This is a genomic window from Anaerostipes sp. CAG:276 (assembly GCF_000432215.1).
GTDB lineage: Bacteria > Bacillota > Clostridia > Lachnospirales > Lachnospiraceae > Anaerostipes > Anaerostipes caccae.
Map to the genome: position 1 here is coordinate 16,002 of NZ_FR889174.1, position 21,924 is coordinate 37,925.

Below are 21,924 nucleotides of genomic sequence, written 5' to 3' on the forward strand. Positions count from 1 at the left end.
ATTTTCTATACCACAATATTTGTATCCCTGAATTGCTGTGGTGTCACACCTGTATATTTTTTAAAAGTGCGGTAATAATGAGACAGATCATAGAAGCTCAAACGCCTTGCAATTTCTCCTATCGGAACCCCTGACTGAATCATCATCTTTGATTCCTCAATCTTTCTCTGGTTGACATACTCATTGATGGATACGCCTATTTCTTCTTTAAATCTGCTACGAAGTGCACTTTCTGATAAATAGAACTGTTTTGCAAGTTCTGCAACTTTGATATTGTCATAAATTTTCAAATTAATATATTGTAAGATACATCGAATCAGGGATGTTCTGGCCTGATTCGATACCCCATGAAGTTCTTTTGTAAAATGGATGATCGCACTGTCTCGCGTTGCCAGAACCCCTATAAACTCTGTTTGTTCCTCTAGCTTTCTAATATAATAATTTCTCAGTTTGATTACTGAAAGAATATCCTTCCCGACCTGAATTGCCAGTGATGCCAGTTTTTCCAGAATAATAATCGTATAATTCTTTTCTGTTTTCAAAGAACTGCTAGTCAAAATTGGCAAAACACTTGTTCCCAATTCTACAAGGCCACTTTTTAATAATTCAATATCGCCCTGACTTACAAGATTCATGATTTTATTTTCATAATCAAATGTGTATCGCTCCACACGGAAGGTATCATACACCGTGTCTTCAGATGGTTTTCTCACCAACTCCAACTGGTTTTGCGCCACTTGCTCATGCAGTCCTTTCGAATAAACATCCTCCAAATCCATATCAAACAAAAATCCCAGAAGAATCAAACAATCTCTGATATCTCCCAGAGGATATACGGGAAGCGATACATAATATTCCCAACACTCGTTTTCTTTTAAAATTTTTTTGCTTTCTTTCATTAGATTATTATAAACATGAGAAAAATCTGCCCTTGTAACATTGTTAACCCTAAAAGCTCCAATCACTATTTTTACATCCTTATACCACAGACATAAAAAAATTTCATTTAACATTCCGCTATAAAATTGTACAACTTCTTCTGAGATATTCCTTTCTTTAAATTCATAAGAAATAGGATGCTTATAAACTGATTTATAGCTTTTTAAAACTTTATTTGTTTCTTTTTCTAATATCCATACCGGCATTTTCAACATGACATGTAAGGATTTGACTTTTTTCAAATCCTGCTCATTTAAATTCATATAAAAAGTCCCCTTTCTTATGTAAGCACTCACTTTCTGACTTCCATTCTTTGCCCTTCTCATAGTGCTTGGTAGTGTCAAAAACTACCTGTTTTTTGTTACAAAATATATTAAATAACCTTAATTTTATGGAAAGTTGTAAATAAAAAGAGCATTGACCCCTTTTCCTGCTATTTAATTAAGACGGATAAAAGAGTTCTTTATTTGTGGAATAAAATATCTCTGCACAACAAATGGAATGAAAATACACATTTTTTCCCTTTCTATATCTAAAAACAATCTTAACTATTTTCTACTATACAATAACCACCAAAAAAAGTTAATTGTATAAATTGCGCAAAACGTGTAAATTACGCTTGATTTTAGTGATTTACATTAAGAGAAGCGATAGAAAGAACAAGTGAGTATAAAGGAACTCTCAACTTGGTAAATCAGTATAAAGAGATGGCAGATTTATTAAAAGTAAGTATGGCAACAAAAAAATTATGGGAAAAATATATAAAGGGAAATCCTTATGAAAAAGATATCGTTTTTTAGACGCAGTAGTCATTTATGAAAAGATTGGTGAAATATTAGAAAAGAAAGATTCTTTATTTTGATCTATAAAAAATATCAAAGTATCCGTGAATTTGCCGCCGATTTACCGGCAACACATTCGAACTTTGACCTTGTGACAGTCAAAAACCGAACGTACGGTATGAAGGTAATCTCAACGGTAAAGAAAACGCGGTTGTCCTTTTGAGTTATCCTGAAAAGGCATTTGCAAATCCCAGGGCATTACGTGCCTTTATCAGCACAAATACAGAATCATTGACACTGGAAATTCTTTCGTGTTATGTATGCGGATGGGCAATCGAGGTATGTTTCAGGTGATGTGAAAACAGACTGGCACTGGCTGCATACCAGATAAGTTCCTCAAAGGGAATCCAGAGATACTGGCTGCTGATGTCACTAGCACATTATATTTGTCTCGTAGGAACGGAGAAATACAGTTCTTTTGAAACTGGATACCGCCTGATTTGTGACATGATCCAGCAAGAGAAGTATCTGTTTCAATGCGCAAAGGCAAGTAGCGATTTTGATTTATTTACGAAAGTAGCAATGTAGTTTTGTGCATTTTTTAATTTGCTCATTTATAGTAACAATGTATATTTACAAAAAAAAATCTGGTGCAAAATTATATCTACATAGATAATATCTAGTTAGATACAATGCAATTAAAGGAGGTGAATTACTTTTGGGCAGAACAGAAATGTAAATATTGATCGGACTTCACAGAAATGTAAATGCTTTAGATAAATAAACATTCAAAATAGCAGCAGAATACAATTTAACCTTTAGTCAATTTATGGTTTTAGAAGCTCTTTACAGTAAAGGCGATATGAGCGTCGGAGAGGTAAGGGAAAGAATACTCAGTAGCGTGGGAACCATACTTCTAATAGTGAACAACTTGGTAAAAATGAACTATATCGAAAGATTATCTGACGAGAAAGACAGGCGTGTATGTATACTGCATCTGACGAAAGAAGGCTATGATGTTATTAGCAAAATTGCACCTAAGAATGAAGCGATGATAACAGAAAGCATGGAAGTATTGGATCAAGAAGAAAAAGAAAAACTGGTATATCTTTTGAAGAAAATAGGAGGAAAATTTAATGGAAAGAACAGTGAAGACTAAAGTAAAAGGTTTTAGAACAACAGGTGGAGCAGTTGTAAACTTAGTAAGAGTCTTAAAAAATCAGACAACAAAGGAGTTTTATCCTATTTTAATGCTTGACTCTTTTGACAGCGTTAATCCTGATGATTATACAGCAGAATTTCCAATGCATCCGCATAGAGGAATCGAAACAATCAGTTATGTGTCAAGAGGCAAAATGGTTCATAAGATAGTTTGGGTAATGAAGACGGAATTTCAGACGGAGAGGGTTTGTCAAGCAAACTATGTAAATTTTAATTTTATAGGGAGTGTAAGATAAAGTGTGTAATTAGTTGGTTACTAATTTACACACTTTATCTTGCACTCCCGTGTTAATTCTTATATTAAAGATGCTTTTTTTGATGTTGAAGTGAGTTCAATTCTTCCAATTCATATTGAAAATTGGATGGCAGAACTTTCTAAACAGTCTCCTAAAAACAAACCCAATGAAAAACTAAAGCCAAGCACTATTAATAAAGCAAAGAGTGTTTTTAGTTCAATGATGCAATATACTATACGTCCATTACATATAATAACCCAGAACCCATGTCACGATGTAGAACAGTACACCCTTCCTCCTAAGCAGCAATCAGTTTGGACTCAAGATCAGATTAACTATTTCTTGTCTTTACAAAGTGTTAAGGCATCTTTCTATTATGATATGTTATGCTTAAGCTTTTCTACAGCGATGGCTCCTGAGGAAGTTTGCGGATTTCAAGAATCAGATCTTAAAAGCTCTTTTCTTTCTTTGCACCAGGCATTAGACAAATACGACTGCATATCAGATATGAAACGCCCTGGAAGGCACAGAAAGCTTATTATACCCGATGAGTTGGCAGTGTTATTACAAAAGCGCCTTGCTCTAAAAAACACCTGGCGTTTACAACCAGATTTTTTAGAAAATGATTTATTGTTTACATACAAAGATGGAAGAAGAATTAATCCCAATGTATATCAAGAAATTTTAAGAAACTACTTTTAAATTATAATATGGAGGTAGACTCCTACATAAAAAAGCATGGATCACATCCATTTGGCATACTTCCAGAAATGACTTTATATGGTGGACGACATTCGTTTGCTTCTAAAATACTTCCGAAAACTGAAACATTGAAAAAACATTGAAAAAACTGTTTTTGATGTTTCTAAAAAGATATAAAAAAACAGCGCAAACACTGATATCTACAGCGTTTGCGCCAAAGCTGAAAACCGGATTTGAACCGGCGACCCCTTCATTACGAGTGAAGTGCTCTACCAACTGAGCTATTTCAGCATGTGAGGAGCCTTTTATGCTCCTTTTGTCAAATATTTTTCAATTGTTGTGATGGCAGATTCTTCGTCTGCTCCGTCAGCAACAACAGTGATATTATCTAAATCATCCAACCCAAGACTCATCATACCCATGATACTTTTTCCGTTGATCCTTTTGTTGCCTGCCTCGATCAGGATCTTGCTCTCAAACTGGCTGGCCATCTGGACCAGAAAGGCAACCGGACGTTCTTCCTTGTTCTCGGTCACATGAATATTGATACTCTTAGAAATCATAATGATCCTCCCATTCTCATATCTTCAGCAATCTTACTCAGCTTCTTAAGACGATGATTGACCCCTGATTTGCCTACGGGGGGATTCAGCATCTCTCCTAGCTCTTTCAGAGTAGCCTCCGGATGTTCCAATCGCAGATAGGCGATGTCTTGCAGTCCCTGGTTCAGTTCACTAAGCCCTCTATGCTCTTGTAAAAATCGAATATCCTCGGCTTGCTTCACGGCTGCTGACACTGTCTTGTTAATGTTGGCAGTCTCACAGTTTACACGGCGGTTCACCGTGTTCCTCATATCTTTCAAGATACGGACATTTTCGAGGTTCATCAAAGCTATGTGTGCTTCCATAATGTTCAGTACATCAACGATCTTGGCACCTTCTTTGATATACACTACATAGTACTTCTTACGAATAACTATTTTAGCATCTAATTCAAAAAAATCAAGCACATCTTGCAATTGTACCGCAAATTGTTCATGAAGAGTTACAATTTCAAAGTGATAATTCTTCTCCGGATCACTCATGGAACCGGCTGCCAGAAATGCTCCCCGGATATAGGCCCTTTTACAGCACGTGTTCTGCAGAACTAATCCAAAGTTTTTCGGTTCGAAATATTTCACTGCTTTCAATAATAAAACACAATCCTCATGTTTGTCAACAAAAACCGAATAATTTCGACTTCTTTTTAGATATTCGTTGCGTTTTACCTGAAGTTCTCCATGTATATGGAATGTGTCTTTCAGCAGCGTAAAAAACCGTTTCGCCACCGATACATTCTCCGTATGAACTTTGACCAGATAGCTTCCCTTCTCTTCGCGGACTTCCCCGCAAAAGTTGAGAATACCGGCAAGTTCTGCAATTTTACAGTGTCTTGCTCCGCTCGTAAGCCTTGCAAGTTCTTCTTTGACTTCACTTGAAAATGACATTTCCTACCTCGTTATATCTCTATGCTCAACCTTCACCGGATATGGCAGCTGTTTTAATTTTTCTGCCAGTGCATTCGTGATGGTGACAGAACGGTGCTTCCCTCCAGTGCAGCCGATCCCTATGACTAGATTATACTTTCCTTCTCTGATGTAGTTGGGAATCAGAAATTTGAGCATATCTTCTAATTTCTCTAAAAATACTCTGGACTCTTCATGTTTCATGACAAACTCCTGAATAGGCCTGTCATTGCCGGTCAGAGGGCGCAGAGAAAGGTCATAATAAGGATTGGGAAGGAATCTTACATCAAACACCAGGTCTACGTCTGCCGGTATACCGAATTTGAACCCAAAAGACACCACTGCCACATTGAAGTTAGCATATTCTTCTTCCCGGACAAATATCCTGTCAATTTCAGCCTTCAGTTCCCTTGTGAGAAGCTTGCTGGTATCTATGACATAATCCGCATGTTTTTTCAAAACATCGACTGCTTCCCGCTCCTTTTCAATACCATCCTCTATCCGGCCATTCCTGGCCAGAGGATGATTCCTTCTGGTCTCCTTGTAACGCTTGATCAAAATCCGGTTGCTGGCATTGAGAAACAAAATTTCAAACTTGACACCCATTTCATTGACTTTTTTTAATTCTTCTAAAAACTCATCGATCGATGCGCCGCTCCGGATATCAATGCCTAAAGCCACATTTGAAATATTTGCAGTCTTGTCAAGGGTAAGCTCCGCAAATCTGCACAGCAGTCTGGTGGGGAGATTATCCACACAAAAATACCCGACATCTTCCAGCATTTTAAGAGCACTGCTCTTTCCTGCCCCAGACATCCCGGTTACGATTACAAACCTCATACGTAAATTCCTCTAAAACTTTCCGACCCGCTTCACTTCCGGTTCCAGGTCCACTCCAAACTTTTCCTTCACTGTTTTCTGAACGTCTTCGATCAGCTGAAGAACATCTTTCGCCGTTGCGTTCTCCTGGTTTACTACAAATCCGCAGTGTTTATCCGACACACGTGCCCCTCCGACCTGATATCCTCTGAGTCCTGCGTCATCAATCAGTTTTCCGGCAAAGTAGCCCTTCGGGCGCTTAAACGTACTGCCTGCGCTCGGCAGTTCCAGAGGCTGCTTGGTCTTTCGGGCCATTGAATATTCATCCATCTGTTTTTTTATCTCAGAAGGATCTCCCTCTTTCAAAGAGAGTGTTCCGCTTAGGACTGTATATCCGCATTTAATGACATTGCTGGTTCGGTATCCAAGCTCCAGTTCCTCTGCGGAAAGGGTAAGAATCTCTCCTTCTTTCGTGAGGGCTGTGGCCTCTTTTAAAACCTGGATCATCTCTCCGCCGTAGGCTCCCGCATTCATAGTGATTGCGCCTCCGAATGTTCCAGGTATGCCTCCTGCAAACTCAAAGCCTGTCAGGCTCCGGTTCTGTGCTTCCCGGGCAATAGAGCTCAGCAATGCTCCTGCCTGAGCCGTAATCTCAGTTCCGTTGACTGTGATTTCATTCATGTTCTTATAAATCTGGAGGACAATGCCGTCGATTCCCCGGTCCCCTACCAGCAGATTGCTTCCGTTTCCCAGAATAAACATGGGAATTTCGTGTTTTCTGGCAGTCTTCACGGTCCACTGCACTTCCTCAATGGTTTCAGGAATAATGTACAATTCTGCCTCTCCGCCTATCCGGAAGGTCGTATGTTTTTTCATCGGTTCTTTTGTAAGTACCCGTTCGGGTGCGATCTTCTGTCTCAATTCTTCAAGAATCGTGTTCATGCTATTCTCCTTTAATCAGCCTTGCAGCCCCGTAAATTCCTGCGTCATTTCCGAGACTTGCAAGAATAAATTTCCCTTCTTTTACAGCGCCGAAGGTGTATGTCCCATAATGCTTTTTAATGGCGTCAAGAAGGATATCTCCTGCTTTCGACACACCTCCCCCGATGACAAATACTTCGGGGTCTACTGTCAGTGTGATATTCCCGAAGGCCATTGCCAGCTTCTCTCCCAGCCGGTCGACCTGTTCTATGGCAAAGGCGTCTCCTTCTTTTGCCAGATCAAAAATATCTTTTGCCGAAAAGCCGTCCATTCGGCGCAGCGGCGTTTCTATGTCAGATTCCCCCAGCGCTTTTTTTGTCTCATATACAATTCCTGTCGCTGAAGCGTACAGTTCCAGACAGCCGGTCTTTCCGCAGTTACACTTGCGTGTCTCCGCCGGGTTTACCGTCATGTGTCCGATCTCACCGCCATATCCATGGCTTCCGTTGATGATCTGTCCGTCGACGATCATGCCGCCGCCCACACCTGTTCCCAGAGTAACCATGACAGCACTGCGGTAATCTTTCGCAGCACCAGCCCAAAGTTCTCCCAGCGCAGCCACATTTGCATCGTTGGTCACTTTGACAGGACAGTCCAGCAGTTTGCCCAGTTCCTGAGCCACGTTGACCTGCCCCCAGCCCAGATTGACACATTCATTGACCTTTTCAAAAGAAAGTACCGCCCCGGGAACCCCGACTCCTGCTCCAATCAACTGTCCGGTTTCTATCCCATGGAATGCGATATTTTCTTTCAGCGCCACTCCGATATCCTCTATAATATATGCCCCGCCGTCCTCTTTTCTGGTGGGAATCTCCCACTTTTCTTTCAGACTTCCGTCCTCCTGAAACAATCCCAGTTTTACGGTGGTGCCTCCTACATCGACTCCATAAATGTAATTCATTCTGCTTATTCCTCCAATTTCCCGGTCACTCGTTTGTATAATTCTTCCGCGGCATTATATCCCATCTTCTTCTGACGGTGATTAATGGCAGCGGCCTCAACGATAATCGCGAGATTTCTTCCCGGACGGATCGGCAGCGCGTGTGCCACAACCTTATTCCCCAGGTATTCTATATAATTTTCATCCAGTCCGAGCCTGTCATAATCTGTTTCTTTGTTCCAGTCTTCCAGCTGAATGACAAGATCAATGCTCTGGGTCATTTTGACGCTCTCCACACCGAACAGGTTCTTTACATCAATGATGCCGATGCCCCTGAGTTCAATGAAAAACCGAGTCACTGCCGGTGAGGAACCGATCAGAGTATCTTTGCTCACACGCTTAATCTCCACCACATCATCCGAAACAAGCCGATGGCCTCTCTTCAGAAGTTCCAAAGCAGCCTCGCTTTTGCCGATGCCGCTTTCCCCTGTGATCAGAATTCCTTCGCCGAATACATCCACTAACACTCCATGAATTGAAATCCGGGGCGCCAGTTCCACACTCAGCCAGCGGATGACTTCTGCGGTAAACTCTGAAGTTGAATCTTTACTGATAAAAACCGGAACTCCGTATTTCCTTCCAAAGTCAACGATCTTATCACATGGCTGTTTTCCGCGGCAGAATACCAGACATGGAATCTGGGCACTGAAAAGACGGTCCAGAATCTGATTACAGTTTTCATCCTTTTCCAAAATATTATTGATATATATATATTCTACATTTCCAATAATCTGTACCCTGGACGATGAAAAATGGTCAAAAAAGCCTGCCAGCTGAAGCGCCGGCCGGTTTACTTCTGCCTGGGTGATATAAATGTCATTGGTGTTAATTTCCGGGATCACCGGGATCAGTTCCAGCTTCTTTGCCAGTTCTGCCACCGATACTTTGTATTCCTCGCTCATAATGAATCCTCCTTGTCCGATTGTTATTCTTAGTTTATCACATTTTCTTCCTTAGACAAATGGAAAAACGAATAGATCTCTTTTGCTGCTTTCCTTGTCATTCCCGGAACCTGCATGATCTCATCTTCCGTGGCCTCTTTGATGTTCTGTATCTGCTTAAAATGTTTCATCAGCGCTTTTCTGCGCTTCGGCCCTACTCCTTTGATCTCATCCAGTACAGAGCTGACCTGGCCTTTTGCCCTCAGCGAGCGATGGTACTCAATGGCAAACCGGTGGGCCTCATCCTGAATCCTTGTGACCAGCTGGAATGCTTCGCTCCTTTTCGGAAAATAGATTTCGTCATTATTATAGTACAATCCCCTGGTTCTATGATTGTCATCTTTTACCATACCACACACCGGAATATCCATTTTCAGGTCTTTTAAAACTCTCTGAGCAACATTTACCTGGCCTTTTCCTCCATCCATCAGGAGCAGATCCGGAAACTTGGTAAAACTTCCAAATTCCAGATCCTCATTCTTAGCCTTTAATTCTTCGATCTCTTTTTGTCCGTGCAGGAGTCTCCTCGTGAGGACTTCCTCCATACTTCTGTAATCATCCGGGCCGTCCACTGTCTTTAGGCGGAATTTCCGGTAATCCCGCTTTCTGGCCTTTCCGTCTTCGAAGACGACCATAGAAGCAACGGTCTGAAACCCACTGATATTGGATATATCGAAGGCCTCCATCCTGTGAAGCCCCTTGATCCCAAGGAGCTGCTCTATCTCTTTCACTGCTCCGATGGTCCTTTTTTCTTCTCTCTTGAGTTTTTCTTTATCCTGCCTTAAAACATTGGACGCATTCTCTTTTGCCAATTCTACGAGGCGGTGCTTTTCTCCCCGAAGCGGAATCCGAATATGCACCCTTCCGCCCCTCTTCTTGGAAAGCCACTCTTCCACAATCTCCATATCGTCCATGCCGCACTCCAGGAAGATCTCTCCCGGCAGATACGGAGTTCCTGCGTAAAACTGTTTTACAAAGGCACTCATGAGTTCTTCATCTGTTGTCTCCTCATCCTGGGTCATATGAAAATGCTCTCTGCCCAGGAGTTTGCCGTCTCTGATAAAAAATACGGCGACCACTGCGTCCTGCTTTTCTTTGGCAAATGCGATAATATCCCTGTTTTCAAATCCATAGCTGTTGATCTTCTGACGGTCAGCGATTTTGCCGATGCTCTTTAACAGATTTCTATATTCTGCTGCCTGCTCAAACTCAAGGTCTGCCGCTGCCTGCTTCATCTTTTCCTCCAGCATGTCCGACACATCCTTATAATTTCCGTTCAGAAAACTCAGTACCTGATCAATGGATTTTCTGTAATCTTCCCCGGAAATATAATCCTGGCAGGGCCCCTCACACTGTTTGATCTGATAATACAGACACGGCCTGTCTTTCCCGATATCTTTCGGCAGCTTCCGGCTGCATGTCCGGATCTTAAACAGCTTCCTGAGCAGCTCAATGATATCTTTTACCGCTCCGGCGCTCGTATATGGCCCAAAGTATCTGCACTTGTCCTGTTTCATCCTTCTGGCCAGCATAATACGCGGATATTCCTCATTTGTGGTGACCTTAATGTATGGATAATTCTTATCATCCTTCAGCATGGTATTATACTTTGGACGATGTTCCTTGATCAGATTGCACTCAAGCACCAAGGCCTCCAGTTCTGAATCTGTAATGATGTACTCAAAATATGCGATGTGCGATACCATATGCTGAATCTTTGTCGTCAAATTTCTGCTTCCCTGAAAGTACTGTCTGACCCGGTTGCAGAGTTTGATCGCCTTACCTACATATATGATCTCGTCCTTGTCATTATGCATTATATAAACTCCGGGCTTGGCCGGAAGCTTTTTTAATTCTTCTTCAATGTTAAACATCCTGGTATTCCTCCATCATTCCAACATGTGTGTACCCATAATACCATACTGCGGCGGAAAATGTCACATCAAAACAACCCCGCAGCAAAAGCTGCGGGGCCGTCTGTTTAATGAAAAGAGAGGATTAATATATATGAAAAACTAAACTTTGCCTTGCAAAGCACGTCCAACCATAGGGTTTAAAATGTGGTGTGCCCTGCAGGTATGATTTAAGTATATCAGAATCCTCTCCGTAAACAATGGATAGAAAATAAACAATTCTAAAGAAAAAATAAAATAGCCTGAAGGAATTCTTAGGATTACTAGGACTATCTGAAATTCAGTTTATCTCCCTCCAAAAATTACTGGCTTATGAGAAGTCTTCCAATCTGCATCTCAAAAGTATAGTTGTTTTCAGGCATCCATCGCTCTACTTCTTTTTTATTGATTTTTACCTTTTTCAGCTTCATTTTTAACGTAGTTTCTTTCATCTCTTTCGTAGGCTTTGTTTCCTTGATCAATTTTGCCATCTCGGTAAGGACATACGTTCCAATCTGGCTTTGGTCTGTTATTTTCCCTGATGCTGCGGCTTTTCTGACATTCGCCATAAGCTTGGACTGTATTTCACTCAGGTTCACACTTTGAGATTTCAGAATCACCGTAGCAGTTCCTTCTTTCTCATCTTTTTCGTCTGTCTTCACTTCATATTTAAGCTTAGATAAGGAATGCAGAAGTGCGTCAATCACTTTATCTGCATCTTCGGATTTAAAGATATTTCCGGCAGTATTTGCAGATGTCATGAAGGAAGATTTCATGCTTGTTTTGTATGTGTTTAATGCCTTTTTTGCTTCCGCTTCTGTGTGTCCGTATTTGACTATCTCTTTTGTATTTCCTCTGGTAAACAGAAGATAATAAGCCTCTGCAAGCTTGTCCGGCTCCGGTATTTCCTCTTTCTTTTTACATCCGGCTAATGCGAGAGAAACGATCAATACAAGGCTTAATAAAACCGCCAGTTTTTTCTTCATTTGTCTTTTCATAACCTATTCTCCTTTTAAACTTCTGTGTATTTTGAGCATTCATTCAACTGCAGCAGAGCCAGCCGGCTCTGCTGCAAAGATTACTGTTTACTTATTTTACATATTTTACAATATATTTTCCGCTTGTATTTTTCGTGTTTTTCGTAACCTTAACATAATATGTACCTTTTGATAACTTTCCTGAGAAAGTAATGTAACTTGGATTATAAGCGGTACGTGAGCTCATCTTCTTTTTCCCTTTGTATAAGGTTGCAGTCACACTTCCAGAGCTGTTATATGTAGTAATCTTGAACTGTGTGGAACGTCTCTTTGTCACTTTGAATTTATACCAATGTGACTTTTTCTTTGCATCAGAGGCAGTTAAAACATTTGTTTTTGATTTCTTGCGTTTGATTGTTTTTGATTTTGACTTTTTAGTACCATATTTTCCGGTATAAGATTTTTTTCCATATCTTGCAGTGTAAAAATCATATTTAGAAGTACCAGATATAACAAGACGGTAACTACCCTTGCTTAATGCATGATATCTCCTGATATTTGAATTATAACTATATTTTTGATCTGTAATTCTTACCCATTTTTTCCCGCTCTTCTTTTCAATATGACTCTTTAAAGAATATCCTTTGGCTGAAACCAGATCTGTCCAAACCTGACTCCTCTTTGAAACTGAAAAATACTGATAGTTATTTCCCCCATTACCTGCTATATATTTTGCAGTTCCAGATAAATTTCCGTTATCACTTGAGTAATAATATGGAAGGTAGCCTGTAGCAACAGCTGAATTATAAGGTGCAGACACTGTTAATCTGTACGTTCCTTTATTTACATAATTGGCGATCACCGTATCATCGTCGGAATAACTAGATGCAATAGAATTTCCCCTGCTGTCGGTTATTGTAACAGAACAGTTTGCAGGTGTTGAGGTAATCAATCCGGTTGACTGATCAACATAAGAGTTTCCAAAAGCCACACAAAGTTTACCATTTGTAGGCATATAAATATTAGCTACTACTTGTTTACTGGTTGTAATCGGACCTACAACATTGAACTGACCTTTTTGAATTCTCTGATTGATTGCGTTTACATTAGCCTGAGTGTTTATTCTATAAGCAGTAGTGTTTTGTACAGCCCGAGCACCTTTTGATTTTTTTGCAGCCTTAATAACCTGGCCTGACTTAACATCCTGGATGCCTTCCATTCCTTTTATTTCTGATGACACTTGACCTTTCTTGTCACCTACTTTACTTGTGATATCTTCCTTCTTCTCTGCGCCGAATGCCACAGTGCTGAATCCCAATGTAAGGGACAGCCCCAGACACACAGCGGCTTTTAAAACTTTCCTCATAAACATTCTCCTTTTTATTATGTCTTTTTTGCTATACTTCTGACTGAGTCCCCCAACATCCAAAAGCACAGCAGCTGCCTGCTCCCATATTAATTTATTTTCTCAAAATTAGCGGTTATCTACCTTCTCCGGGTACATATCGTGATGTGCCAGCCGGTCAAAGGCAATCTGCTCCCACGGCGTTCCCTTTCTGCCATAGTTGCAGTATGGATCAATGGAGATCCCGCCCCGCGGCGTAAACTTGCCCCAAACTTCAATATATTTCGGGTCCATCAGTTTGATCAGATCCTTCATAATAATATTCATACAGTCCTCGTGGAAATCTCCATGATTGCGGAAACTGTACAGATACAATTTAAGGGATTTGCTTTCCACCATCCTCTCTCCCGGAACATAGGAAATATAAACAGTCGCAAAATCCGGCTGTCCGGTCATCGGACACAGACTGGTAAATTCCGGTGCGTTAAACTTTACAAAATAATCATTTTCGGGATGCTTATTCGGAAAAGTCTCCAACACTTCCGGTGCATAATCATCCGGATATTTTGTCTGCTGATTTCCCAGCAGTGTAATACCTCCCAATTCCACATTGGTTCTACCACTCATCTTAGTTCCTCCTGTTTTTGTTCAAATCAAGGATACTTTTCTACTCCATTGATTGTCCTATCAGTATACCATATTTTTTACATGCTGTCATAAATATTGACATGAACTATGACAGATTTTTCTTACGGAAAAATTTCCTGCCGAGGAGCAGTGCTGCTCCAAAAATCAGAAGAATCCCTATAGCTGCAAAAACAAGGTCTCCCTTATCATAGCTTTTTGCATTTCTCCCCCATCCAGACGTTTTTGGAGTTTGTTTTTCATTATCCTGTACCTCCGGGGCTGTCTTTTTTCCCTGGACTTTTTCTTTCTTTTTCTCCTGTCTCTGAGAAGACCCATTTTTTTTCACATTTTGGCTCTTCTCAGACTTTTGATCTGAGACAGAATTTTTATCCTTATACCTAACGGAATTTTCCGAATACCCGGGGTTGCCTTCACTCCTCTGATCCTTCTGCGTACTTTCCTCCTGTTCTACAGTCTGTCCGCCTCTGTCTCCACCGGATTCCCCACTGACAGAAGATTCCGGAGCCCCATGGTCTACGTCTATTTTCCACACGGCGCTGGTTCCTGAAAAAATACTGCTGCCATGAACCTTTGTACGCATATAAAACGTTTTTGTATTTACAGGTATGTCAAAGACAAAGCTGAAGACTCCGAACGGTTTTGGAAAGTCCTGGCCGCGAATGATATTCGTACTGCCGTTTTTTTCTTCATAAGTCCTCCAGTTTTTCTGATCCGCACTGTATTGAAGAATCATGGAGTCTGCGCCGGCAGGATAAGGCAGTTCCAGCATTCCCCTGATCCGTCCCTCTTCCTTCGACAGAATCCTGTAACTGTTTAAAAACATTCCCTCCGGCGGTACCGCAATGACGGCTGTCTCCGGGCTGATTCCTGACGAATTGATGTAAATCCCAAACAGATCTTTTGTGAGAAGTCTCCCTTTCACAAGCGTAATCCCTTCTTTTGAAGTATCTGCTCCTGAAGCATCCCATATAACAGGCATTGAAATAATACTTTTCTCTTTTGTCTCTGCATTTTCCACGTAAACACTGGCATTTTGCGGCAGAAGGGATTTAAGGTCTGTGCCAGTTCTGCCGATGACAGGAGTAAAGCTGTCAACATCATAAATGCTGTAGACTGTATTTTTCATGCCCGTGATTTCCGGAACTATTTTAGAATCCCTGCTGGATATTTCGGAACCGGCAACACTGACTGCAGTACCTGAGGCATCACTGACAGAAGCAGTAATGCGGCAGCGGTTCACTTCTGTCCTGCCCAGATTCGAAACACCACACGCTTCCTGGTCTCCGGACACTTTTATATTACAATCTGTCAAAGACAACGTTTGGTTTCTATTATTTTTAACTCCCTCAACCCGCCCTGTGCCTTTTGCTGTAACATCGATCTGTCTAAGCACCAGCGGCTCATCTGTGCCATGATAAATTCCGGTGATATCCTTTCCTTTCATCTGAATCGTAAACCTGTCCGACGGATCAGATGAAGTCTGAAGGGTTCCGCGGATAACCTGAACCGCACATGCATCGTCGGACTCGTCAAGAACCGTCCCTCTTTTTAAAATAAGATGAGAGTCTATACTGTTTTCCATTAGTACAAACATATAGTTTCCGCTTATCGTAAGGTCAGGATTATCAATGATCACTCTGCTGTTTACAATAATTCCATGATTTCCGCAGTCAATCCTCACTTTGCCTCTGCCGTCAAACCGGATGGGATCTTCCTTAGTCCCTTTTGTAAGCTTCAGATCCCCTGTCAGAGTATAGACGGCATTCTGGTCATTCTTATGCTTCTCATACCATTCTAAAAATTTCTCTTCATCCTCTGCTTTGGGAGGACCCCATGCAGAACAGAAAACTGGCTGAGCCATGGTCAATATGATAACTCCCAAAAATAAACAGATCATTTTCTTATAATTCTTTTTCATTTGCAGTCCTCTCTTCGTCCCATAGATCCTAAACAAAATATTACCTTATCGTACGAAGTACGTCCACCCAATTGAGTTCTGTTTCACAATAAATAACAACATTGTCTGTTAAAATTGCAAAGGCTCTGAAATATGTTTACAATAGAAATAACACATCTATACTCTGAGTATAGAAAATCATGAAAGGAGCCCCGACTATGGAGCGTTTGCTGTTTGTAGATGATGACTTGGAAATCCTTGAAATTAACCGTAAGTATTTTGAAACATGCGGGTATCACGCAGACACTGCTACCGATGCCCTGGCTGCTCTTTCCTGTTTGTCAGAACACACGTATCAGTGTATTATTCTGGACATTCATATGGAGAGGACAGACGGATTCTGTCTCTGCCGGACCATTCGGGCTAACTACAGTATACCGGTGATCTTTCTGACAAATCTGACCGACGAGGAGATCATGGTAGAGAGTTTCGACTGCGGCGGAGATGATTATATTACAAAACCTTACCTCTTAAAAGAACTGGAAATGAGGATCAGGGCCAGAATACGAAACTCCGGCTGCACCGCTCCTTCCTGCCGTCCGCCCGGACTGTCCGTGGACAATGACAAAAAGCAGGCATACATTGGAAATCTTCCGCTGAATCTGACGGTCAATGAATTCGAAATTCTGCGTTTTTTAATAGATCATAAAGGCATTCCCTACCGGCAGGAAGAAATTTACCGCGCGGTATGGGGTGAGTCCTGTTATAATACACACAGTATTCAGATCCTGATCATGCGGATCCGGAAGAAAATCCATGTACTGTCTCCCGAAAAAGAATATATTAAAACACAGTGGGGAAAAGGGTATCTCTTCACAGAGTAAACAAAAACTATAGGGAGTCTGCCATGCACTTAAAAACAGAAAAATCCAAAAAGAAACTGTTATCCGTCTTTATCCTCGCCGCCGCTCTGCTGTCCGCTGCCCTGCTTTTTACTCTTTGCTATTCCCTGGACAATAAATATACCTCATCAAATTCTGATCCCTATAAAGATCTGGTTCCTCTGACCGGGCAGTGGGAATTTTATTCCGGCCGTCTGTACACACCAAAGGATTTTTCTGCAGGATCCGCAGAGTCTCCTGAAATCATCACTATTGGCCAATTTGGAAATTTTTCATCCCATCAGCCAAGTCAATCACCTTTTGGCGCCGCTACTTACCGTAAAGTTTTAAATCTTCCTTCGTCTAAAGACGATTGGATGCTCGAAGTGCCGGAAATTTTCTCTTCCTGCCGTATCTATGTCAACCAAACGCTGGTCCGGCAAATGGGCAGCCCCGATGCAGTTCCCGTTTCCCGGCATATACAGAATACATTAATTCCTCTTCCCTCCGGAACCGTCGAATTAGTCATTCAGGCCGCAAATGATACCCATTATTACAGCGGACTTACCTATCCTCCGGTCCTAGGAACGAGCAGTGCCGTTACAAATGCCCTGACACAGAAAATAATCTTCTATGCGCTGCTGTGCTTTTTTCCTCTGGGAGCGGCTGTCACATCACTGGGTGTCTGGGTCCGGAAACATTCGGACCAGGTCTTTGCCGCATACGGACTGGTCTGCCTGTTTTTCTCAATTCATGTCAGCTATCCGTTTTTTCACTGGCTTGGATGGGATCTTTGGGGAACATCCTATCTCATTGAAGATGTGTCCTATTTTGCAATGCTTGCCTGCATGGTTTTGCTCACCAGCCGGCTGTGCAAAGGAATTCTTTCGGCCAGACTGCACATTGCTGTTTACGTGTTTACGGTCCTGATGTCCGTATCTCCCGTCATTTTTACTTATGTACTTTTTCCGGCATTTCATAATATCGTCAGCATTTACGGAACCATCATCTATACTTCTAAGCTGCCGATCAGCTTTTATTTGATCCTCCTGTCCTTCCTTGGAATCCTGAATGACCGGTCTTCTGTATGGCTGCTGGCAGGAAATGCAGTGTTTGGATTCGGACTTTTCACCGATCTGTGGACCGGAGGAGACTATGAACCCCTCCGGTTTGGATGGCAGGATGAGTACAGCGGTTTTCTGATGGTTCTGCTTTTTATGATTTTGATCATCCGGTATAATCAAGACCTGATTTTGAAAAACCAACGTCTGACCATGCATCTTCAGGCGGAAGTGGACAAGAAGACTGCCCGTCTGTCGAAGATGCTGGAAGAACGAAAGGAATTTCTCTCGATTGCCGCACACGATCTGAAGGCCCCTGCATCGGCTATCAAAACTTATATTGATTTTATACGCGAGGGCGGAATCAATATTGATGAAGAGCTGGAGCAGTATTTAGAGATCATTGACAAAAAATCTTCTCAAATACAGAGCGATATCAGCAGCCTGCAGATTTTTAACGCTGAAGATAAGATTCATGAACCGCCCTGCCTTATGGACTGCAATGATTTTTTAACCTATGTTTATATGGAGACAAAACCGTATACGGATGCCAACGGCATCTATTACAACTTAAACCTTCCGGAAAATCATTGTTTTATTTGGCATCAAAAAGCCCGCCTTTTCCGGGCATTTGAAAATATTATCCTGAACGCCACCGAACATACTCCGCCGGAAGGCTCCCTGACAATCGACGCTGAATATAACGGGCAGCAGGCTGTGATCACCTTTACCGATACCGGCGAAGGAATATCTTCGGATGACCTCCCGCACATTTTTGACTACAAATTCAGCACAAAAAACAGCCCCGGAACAAGGGGCCTGGGTTTATATTTTGTGCGGATCTCTCTGGAGGAATACGGCGGAACCATAAAGGCAGCGATATACGGTCTTTACCGTTACCCTTCCTCTGGCTGAAGAAAAAATGGAATAAAAAGATACCGCTTTTACAAACTCTTTATAAAAGCGGTATCTTTTATTTTATCTGGATTCGGTCTTATCCGAATAAGTCAGACTGTAAAGACCTGTGGACTTTTTCGTATCTTTTGTCACCTTTATGTAATAGGTACCTTTCTTTAGTTTGCAGTTAAAATAATGTGTTCCTGAATATTCCATTGTTTTTTTCTTCGTCTTCATGCCTTTTCCGTAAACTGCGGCTTTGATCCTTCCGGAATTGTTTTTCGTTGTAAGTTTCATGGAGATCTTTCCGTTTTTTGAAACCTTAAACTTATAATAATGAGTTTTTTTCGCTTTATCCGCATCGGTAAACAAATTGCTCTTTTTTTTGCCCTGAGTCAGAAGCTTTGCCTTTGCTTTTGTTACCGCATAACTATTTTTATATACCGTATCCACGTACATAAACTGTGACACATATCCTTTCGGAATCTTTGTCTTCAGACGGTAAGTTCCCGGACTCAATGCAAAGTGTTTGTTTATTTTTTTTGATGTATAACTCATTTTGTTTGTTACCGCTGTATATTTTCCTTTTTTGCCTTTCTTCTGAATATAGAAGGGAACTGATTTTTTATAGGCCTCAGACAAATGGCTGTTATTCCCTGCCTTAATGATTCCTGACTTATACTTAAATGTCCGGCCAACGGTCTGGATATGGCTTTTCTTCTTTACTTTAAACGTCTGGTAATTCCATTTTCCCGTTCCTTCTTTAATCTTATTTTTGGCAGATGTGAACCTGCTGCTGCCGGGATCCACATACCCTGCGTCGATTACACTGAACTGAGGCTCACTGATACTTCCAGTTAATGTATAAGTTCCTTTTTTAAGATGCTTTACAATCCGGACAGCTCTCCCCGTCCACTTCTGTCCCTGAAAACTTATGGTCCAATTTTTCTTCAGGTAGGCATTGTCATTTTCATCTCCTCTTACTCCGTAAAAATCTAAAAACACTGTAGATTCTTTCGGAACTACGATTTTAATGTTCATTTTTTTTGTTTTGGTTACAGAGTATTGATTAAAGACTCCATCATCCGTTACGTCCTTCAGCTTAATCTGACCGCCGGAAGCCTTGATCGTGCTTCCTGCTGCCTTCACAACTTCTTGGGCAGTTCCTGCCCCCAAAGTTCCGGCCAGCATTGCCGCTGTCAAAAAAATACCGGTCACGATCTTCCCCCATTTTTTCATCATAAACTCTCCTCCTATTCTCTAAGACCAACAGCTGCTGCGCTCACAGGCCATCCTGTGAAAGTTCCTTTTTATTCTAGCATAAGAAGCTATCCATACAGACGGTATTGAACACTTGTTGTTATTTGTTGTTGATTGACTTTTCCCCTGTTTTGAGCTACTATAAATGCAGTGAAAAATATCATTCTGAAGCCAGGGTACTGCCCGATGCCAAGATTGATCCTTTATAAACTGCACAGAGTTTTGTATACAAAACTCTATTTTATACTGTGATAATCAGGCATATTCCGGATGGGATATGCCTTTTCTATTGTATAAGGAGGTTCATTTTATTATGAAGGAAACACGGATTGCACTGATCGGTATCATCATTGAGGAAGAAAAAGGCATAACTCCAACCAATCAGCTGCTGCATGAATACCGGGATTATATCGTCGGCAGAATGGGCATTCCCTACCGCGAAAAGGAGATCAATATCATCTCCATTGTTTTAGACGCACCCGAAAACACCATCAGCACTTTGTCCGGCAAGCTCGGAATGATTGAAGGAATCAGCGTAAAATCAATGTTTGCCAAGACCAAATAAAGGAGAGAAATCATGTACCAACCAGATTCAAAAATTGCAGAAGAGTTTATCAGTGACCAGGAAATCAAGGATACCCTTGCCTATGCCGACGCCAATAAGGATAACAGAGAGCTGATCATATCCATCATCGAAAAGGCAAAAAAACTGAAAGGGTTAAGCCACAGGGAGGCCTCTGTCCTGCTGGCATGTGAGGATAAAGAGCTGATACAGAAGGTCTTTGACCTGGCCATTAAGATCAAGGAGGAATTTTACGGAAACCGTATCGTCATGTTTGCTCCTCTCTACCTTGCCAACTACTGTGTCAACGGCTGTGTGTACTGTCCATATCATTATAAAAACAAACATATCCGCAGGAAAAAGCTGACACAGGAAGAAATAAAAAAAGAAGTTATCGCACTTCAGGACATGGGGCACAAGCGCCTTGCACTGGAAACCGGGGAAGATCCGGTCAATATTCCGATCGAGTATGTATTAGAAAGTATCAAAACCATATATGGAATCAAACATAAAAACGGTGCGATCCGCCGCGTCAATGTAAATATTGCCGCCACGACGGTAGAAAATTATAAAAGGCTGCGGGATGCAGGGATTGGTACGTATATTTTATTCCAGGAAACATACCATAAAGATAATTATGAAGTTCTGCATCCGACTGGGCCGAAGCACAATTACGCATACCACACGGAAGCTATGGACCGGGCCATGGAAGCAGGCATTGACGATGTAGGCATCGGTGTCTTATTCGGCCTGAACATGTACCGCTATGATTTTGCGGGACTTTTAATGCACGCAGAACATTTGGAGGCCAGGTTCGGCGTAGGCCCCCATACGATCAGTGTTCCAAGAATCCGTCCGGCAGACGATGTAGATCCTGATGAATTTGAAAACGGAATCAATGATGACATTTTTGAAAAGATCGTGGCGATTCTCCGCGTGGCAGTACCGTACACTGGCATTATTATTTCCACCAGAGAAACAAAAGAATCCAGAGAGCGGGTGCTGCGAGTGGGTGTCTCCCAGATCAGCGGTGCATCTTCTACCAGCGTGGGAGGTTATGCGGAGCCCGAAAAGCCGGAAGACAATTCTGCGCAGTTTGAGCGGAGTGACGACCGTACATTGGATGAAGTTGTGAACTGGCTCCTCGACCTGGGTCATATCCCGAGCTTCTGTACTGCCTGCTATCGTGAAGGAAGGACCGGAGACCGCTTCATGTCTCTTGTAAAATCCGGCCAGATTGCCAACTGCTGCGGTCCAAACGCCATGATGACCCTCAAAGAGTATCTGGAAGATTATGCTTCTGAGGATACAAAACAAAAGGGAGAAAAAGTGATCAAAAAAGCTTTGGAAACGATCACGAATCCGGTGGTAAAACAAAAAGCAAAAGAATATATTGAGAATATCCATGAAGGAAAACGTGATTTCAGATTTTAGGAGAA

The 21,924-nt window shown here is 41.7% G+C and carries 20 protein-coding genes and 1 tRNA gene; 7 read left to right on the top strand and 14 right to left on the bottom strand.

All coding sequences use genetic code 11. The annotated features are described in order from the left end of the window. Positions 1-5: 5 nt before the first annotated feature. Positions 6-1,202: a YSIRK-targeted surface antigen transcriptional regulator gene (locus QVP35_RS01390; protein WP_009291002.1), complete on the bottom strand. Its 1,197-nt coding sequence runs from the start codon at positions 1,200-1,202 to the stop codon at positions 6-8. A 1,312-nt stretch (positions 1,203-2,514) separates the two neighbouring features. On the opposite strand from QVP35_RS01390, the gene QVP35_RS01395 reads away from it, so the two are divergent. The 3 genes from QVP35_RS01395 (at position 2,515) to QVP35_RS01405 (ending at position 3,880) form a co-directional block, all read left to right on the top strand. Further along, positions 2,515-2,880, top strand: coding sequence for a MarR family winged helix-turn-helix transcriptional regulator (locus QVP35_RS01395; RefSeq protein WP_225103785.1), 366 nt, complete (start codon positions 2,515-2,517; stop codon positions 2,878-2,880). Further along, entirely contained in the window at positions 2,858-3,178 is a 321-nt protein-coding gene (locus QVP35_RS01400) for a pirin family protein (protein ID WP_009291000.1), read from the top strand. Before QVP35_RS01395 ends, QVP35_RS01400 begins: the two co-directional genes overlap by 23 nt. A gap of 90 nt (positions 3,179-3,268) precedes the next feature. Further along, the gene (locus tag QVP35_RS01405; RefSeq protein WP_227060288.1) at positions 3,269-3,880 is read left to right on the top strand and encodes a site-specific integrase; all 612 of its coding nucleotides are present in this window, start codon (positions 3,269-3,271) and stop codon (positions 3,878-3,880) included. Positions 3,881-4,098: 218 nt separating this feature from the next. Here the strand turns inward: QVP35_RS01405 and QVP35_RS01410 are convergent. The 12 genes from QVP35_RS01410 to QVP35_RS01465 all read right to left on the bottom strand — a co-directional run bounded on the left by QVP35_RS01410 (position 4,099) and on the right by QVP35_RS01465 (position 15,845). Then, positions 4,099-4,171: transfer RNA gene (locus QVP35_RS01410), tRNA-Thr, on the bottom strand. Between the two features lie 14 nt (positions 4,172-4,185). After that, a complete protein-coding gene (locus QVP35_RS01415; RefSeq protein WP_009290998.1) occupies positions 4,186-4,443 on the bottom strand; it encodes an HPr family phosphocarrier protein in 258 nt (85 codons plus the stop codon). Beyond that, positions 4,440-5,366 carry a DNA-binding protein WhiA gene (gene whiA / locus QVP35_RS01420; protein WP_009290997.1) on the bottom strand — a complete coding sequence of 309 codons (927 nt, stop codon included), beginning with the start codon at positions 5,364-5,366 and terminating at the stop codon, positions 4,440-4,442. Before whiA ends, QVP35_RS01415 begins: the two co-directional genes overlap by 4 nt. Before the next feature lie 3 nt (positions 5,367-5,369). Beyond that, positions 5,370-6,224, bottom strand: coding sequence for an RNase adapter RapZ (gene rapZ, locus QVP35_RS01425; RefSeq protein WP_009290996.1), 855 nt, complete (start codon positions 6,222-6,224; stop codon positions 5,370-5,372). Positions 6,225-6,236: 12 nt separating this feature from the next. Next, positions 6,237-7,145 carry a UDP-N-acetylmuramate dehydrogenase gene (gene murB / locus QVP35_RS01430; protein WP_009290995.1) on the bottom strand — a complete coding sequence of 303 codons (909 nt, stop codon included), beginning with the start codon at positions 7,143-7,145 and terminating at the stop codon, positions 6,237-6,239. A gap of 1 nt (position 7,146) precedes the next feature. Then, entirely contained in the window at positions 7,147-8,085 is a 939-nt protein-coding gene (locus tag QVP35_RS01435; RefSeq protein ID WP_009290994.1) for an ROK family glucokinase, read from the bottom strand. Positions 8,086-8,090: 5 nt separating this feature from the next. Next, positions 8,091-9,026 carry an HPr(Ser) kinase/phosphatase gene (gene hprK / locus QVP35_RS01440; protein WP_006566144.1) on the bottom strand — a complete coding sequence of 312 codons (936 nt, stop codon included), beginning with the start codon at positions 9,024-9,026 and terminating at the stop codon, positions 8,091-8,093. A gap of 29 nt (positions 9,027-9,055) precedes the next feature. Beyond that, positions 9,056-10,939, bottom strand: a complete 1,884-nt coding sequence (gene uvrC / locus QVP35_RS01445) for an excinuclease ABC subunit UvrC (protein ID WP_009290993.1) — start codon at positions 10,937-10,939, stop codon at positions 9,056-9,058. Positions 10,940-11,280: 341 nt separating this feature from the next. Beyond that, positions 11,281-11,955, bottom strand: coding sequence for a DUF5105 domain-containing protein (locus QVP35_RS01450; protein ID WP_006566147.1), 675 nt, complete (start codon positions 11,953-11,955; stop codon positions 11,281-11,283). 91 nt (positions 11,956-12,046) lie between these two features. Then, positions 12,047-13,300 carry a hypothetical protein gene (locus tag QVP35_RS01455; protein ID WP_009290992.1) on the bottom strand — a complete coding sequence of 418 codons (1,254 nt, stop codon included), beginning with the start codon at positions 13,298-13,300 and terminating at the stop codon, positions 12,047-12,049. 108 nt (positions 13,301-13,408) lie between these two features. Then, positions 13,409-13,906 carry a preQ(1) synthase gene (gene queF / locus QVP35_RS01460; RefSeq protein WP_009290991.1) on the bottom strand — a complete coding sequence of 166 codons (498 nt, stop codon included), beginning with the start codon at positions 13,904-13,906 and terminating at the stop codon, positions 13,409-13,411. Between the two features lie 106 nt (positions 13,907-14,012). Continuing rightward, entirely contained in the window at positions 14,013-15,845 is a 1,833-nt protein-coding gene (locus QVP35_RS01465; protein ID WP_009290990.1) for a hypothetical protein, read from the bottom strand. A 197-nt stretch (positions 15,846-16,042) separates the two neighbouring features. Here QVP35_RS01465 and QVP35_RS01470 point away from each other — a divergent pair, with 197 nt between their 5' ends. Further along, the gene (locus tag QVP35_RS01470) at positions 16,043-16,708 is read left to right on the top strand and encodes a response regulator transcription factor (protein WP_009290989.1); all 666 of its coding nucleotides are present in this window, start codon (positions 16,043-16,045) and stop codon (positions 16,706-16,708) included. 23 nt (positions 16,709-16,731) lie between these two features. Beyond that, entirely contained in the window at positions 16,732-18,681 is a 1,950-nt protein-coding gene (locus tag QVP35_RS01475) for a sensor histidine kinase (RefSeq protein WP_022260715.1), read from the top strand. Between the two features lie 63 nt (positions 18,682-18,744). Here the strand turns inward: QVP35_RS01475 and QVP35_RS01480 are convergent, their stop codons facing one another. Next, complete coding sequence (locus QVP35_RS01480; RefSeq protein WP_022260716.1) at positions 18,745-19,905, bottom strand: hypothetical protein; 1,161 nt, start codon at positions 19,903-19,905, stop codon at positions 18,745-18,747. A gap of 331 nt (positions 19,906-20,236) precedes the next feature. On the opposite strand from QVP35_RS01480, the gene QVP35_RS01485 reads away from it, so the two are divergent. Continuing rightward, positions 20,237-20,488 carry a TM1266 family iron-only hydrogenase system putative regulator gene (locus tag QVP35_RS01485; RefSeq protein ID WP_009290985.1) on the top strand — a complete coding sequence of 84 codons (252 nt, stop codon included), beginning with the start codon at positions 20,237-20,239 and terminating at the stop codon, positions 20,486-20,488. Between the two features lie 12 nt (positions 20,489-20,500). Continuing rightward, entirely contained in the window at positions 20,501-21,919 is a 1,419-nt protein-coding gene (gene hydG / locus QVP35_RS01490; protein WP_009290984.1) for a [FeFe] hydrogenase H-cluster radical SAM maturase HydG, read from the top strand. Positions 21,920-21,924 lie beyond the last annotated feature (5 nt).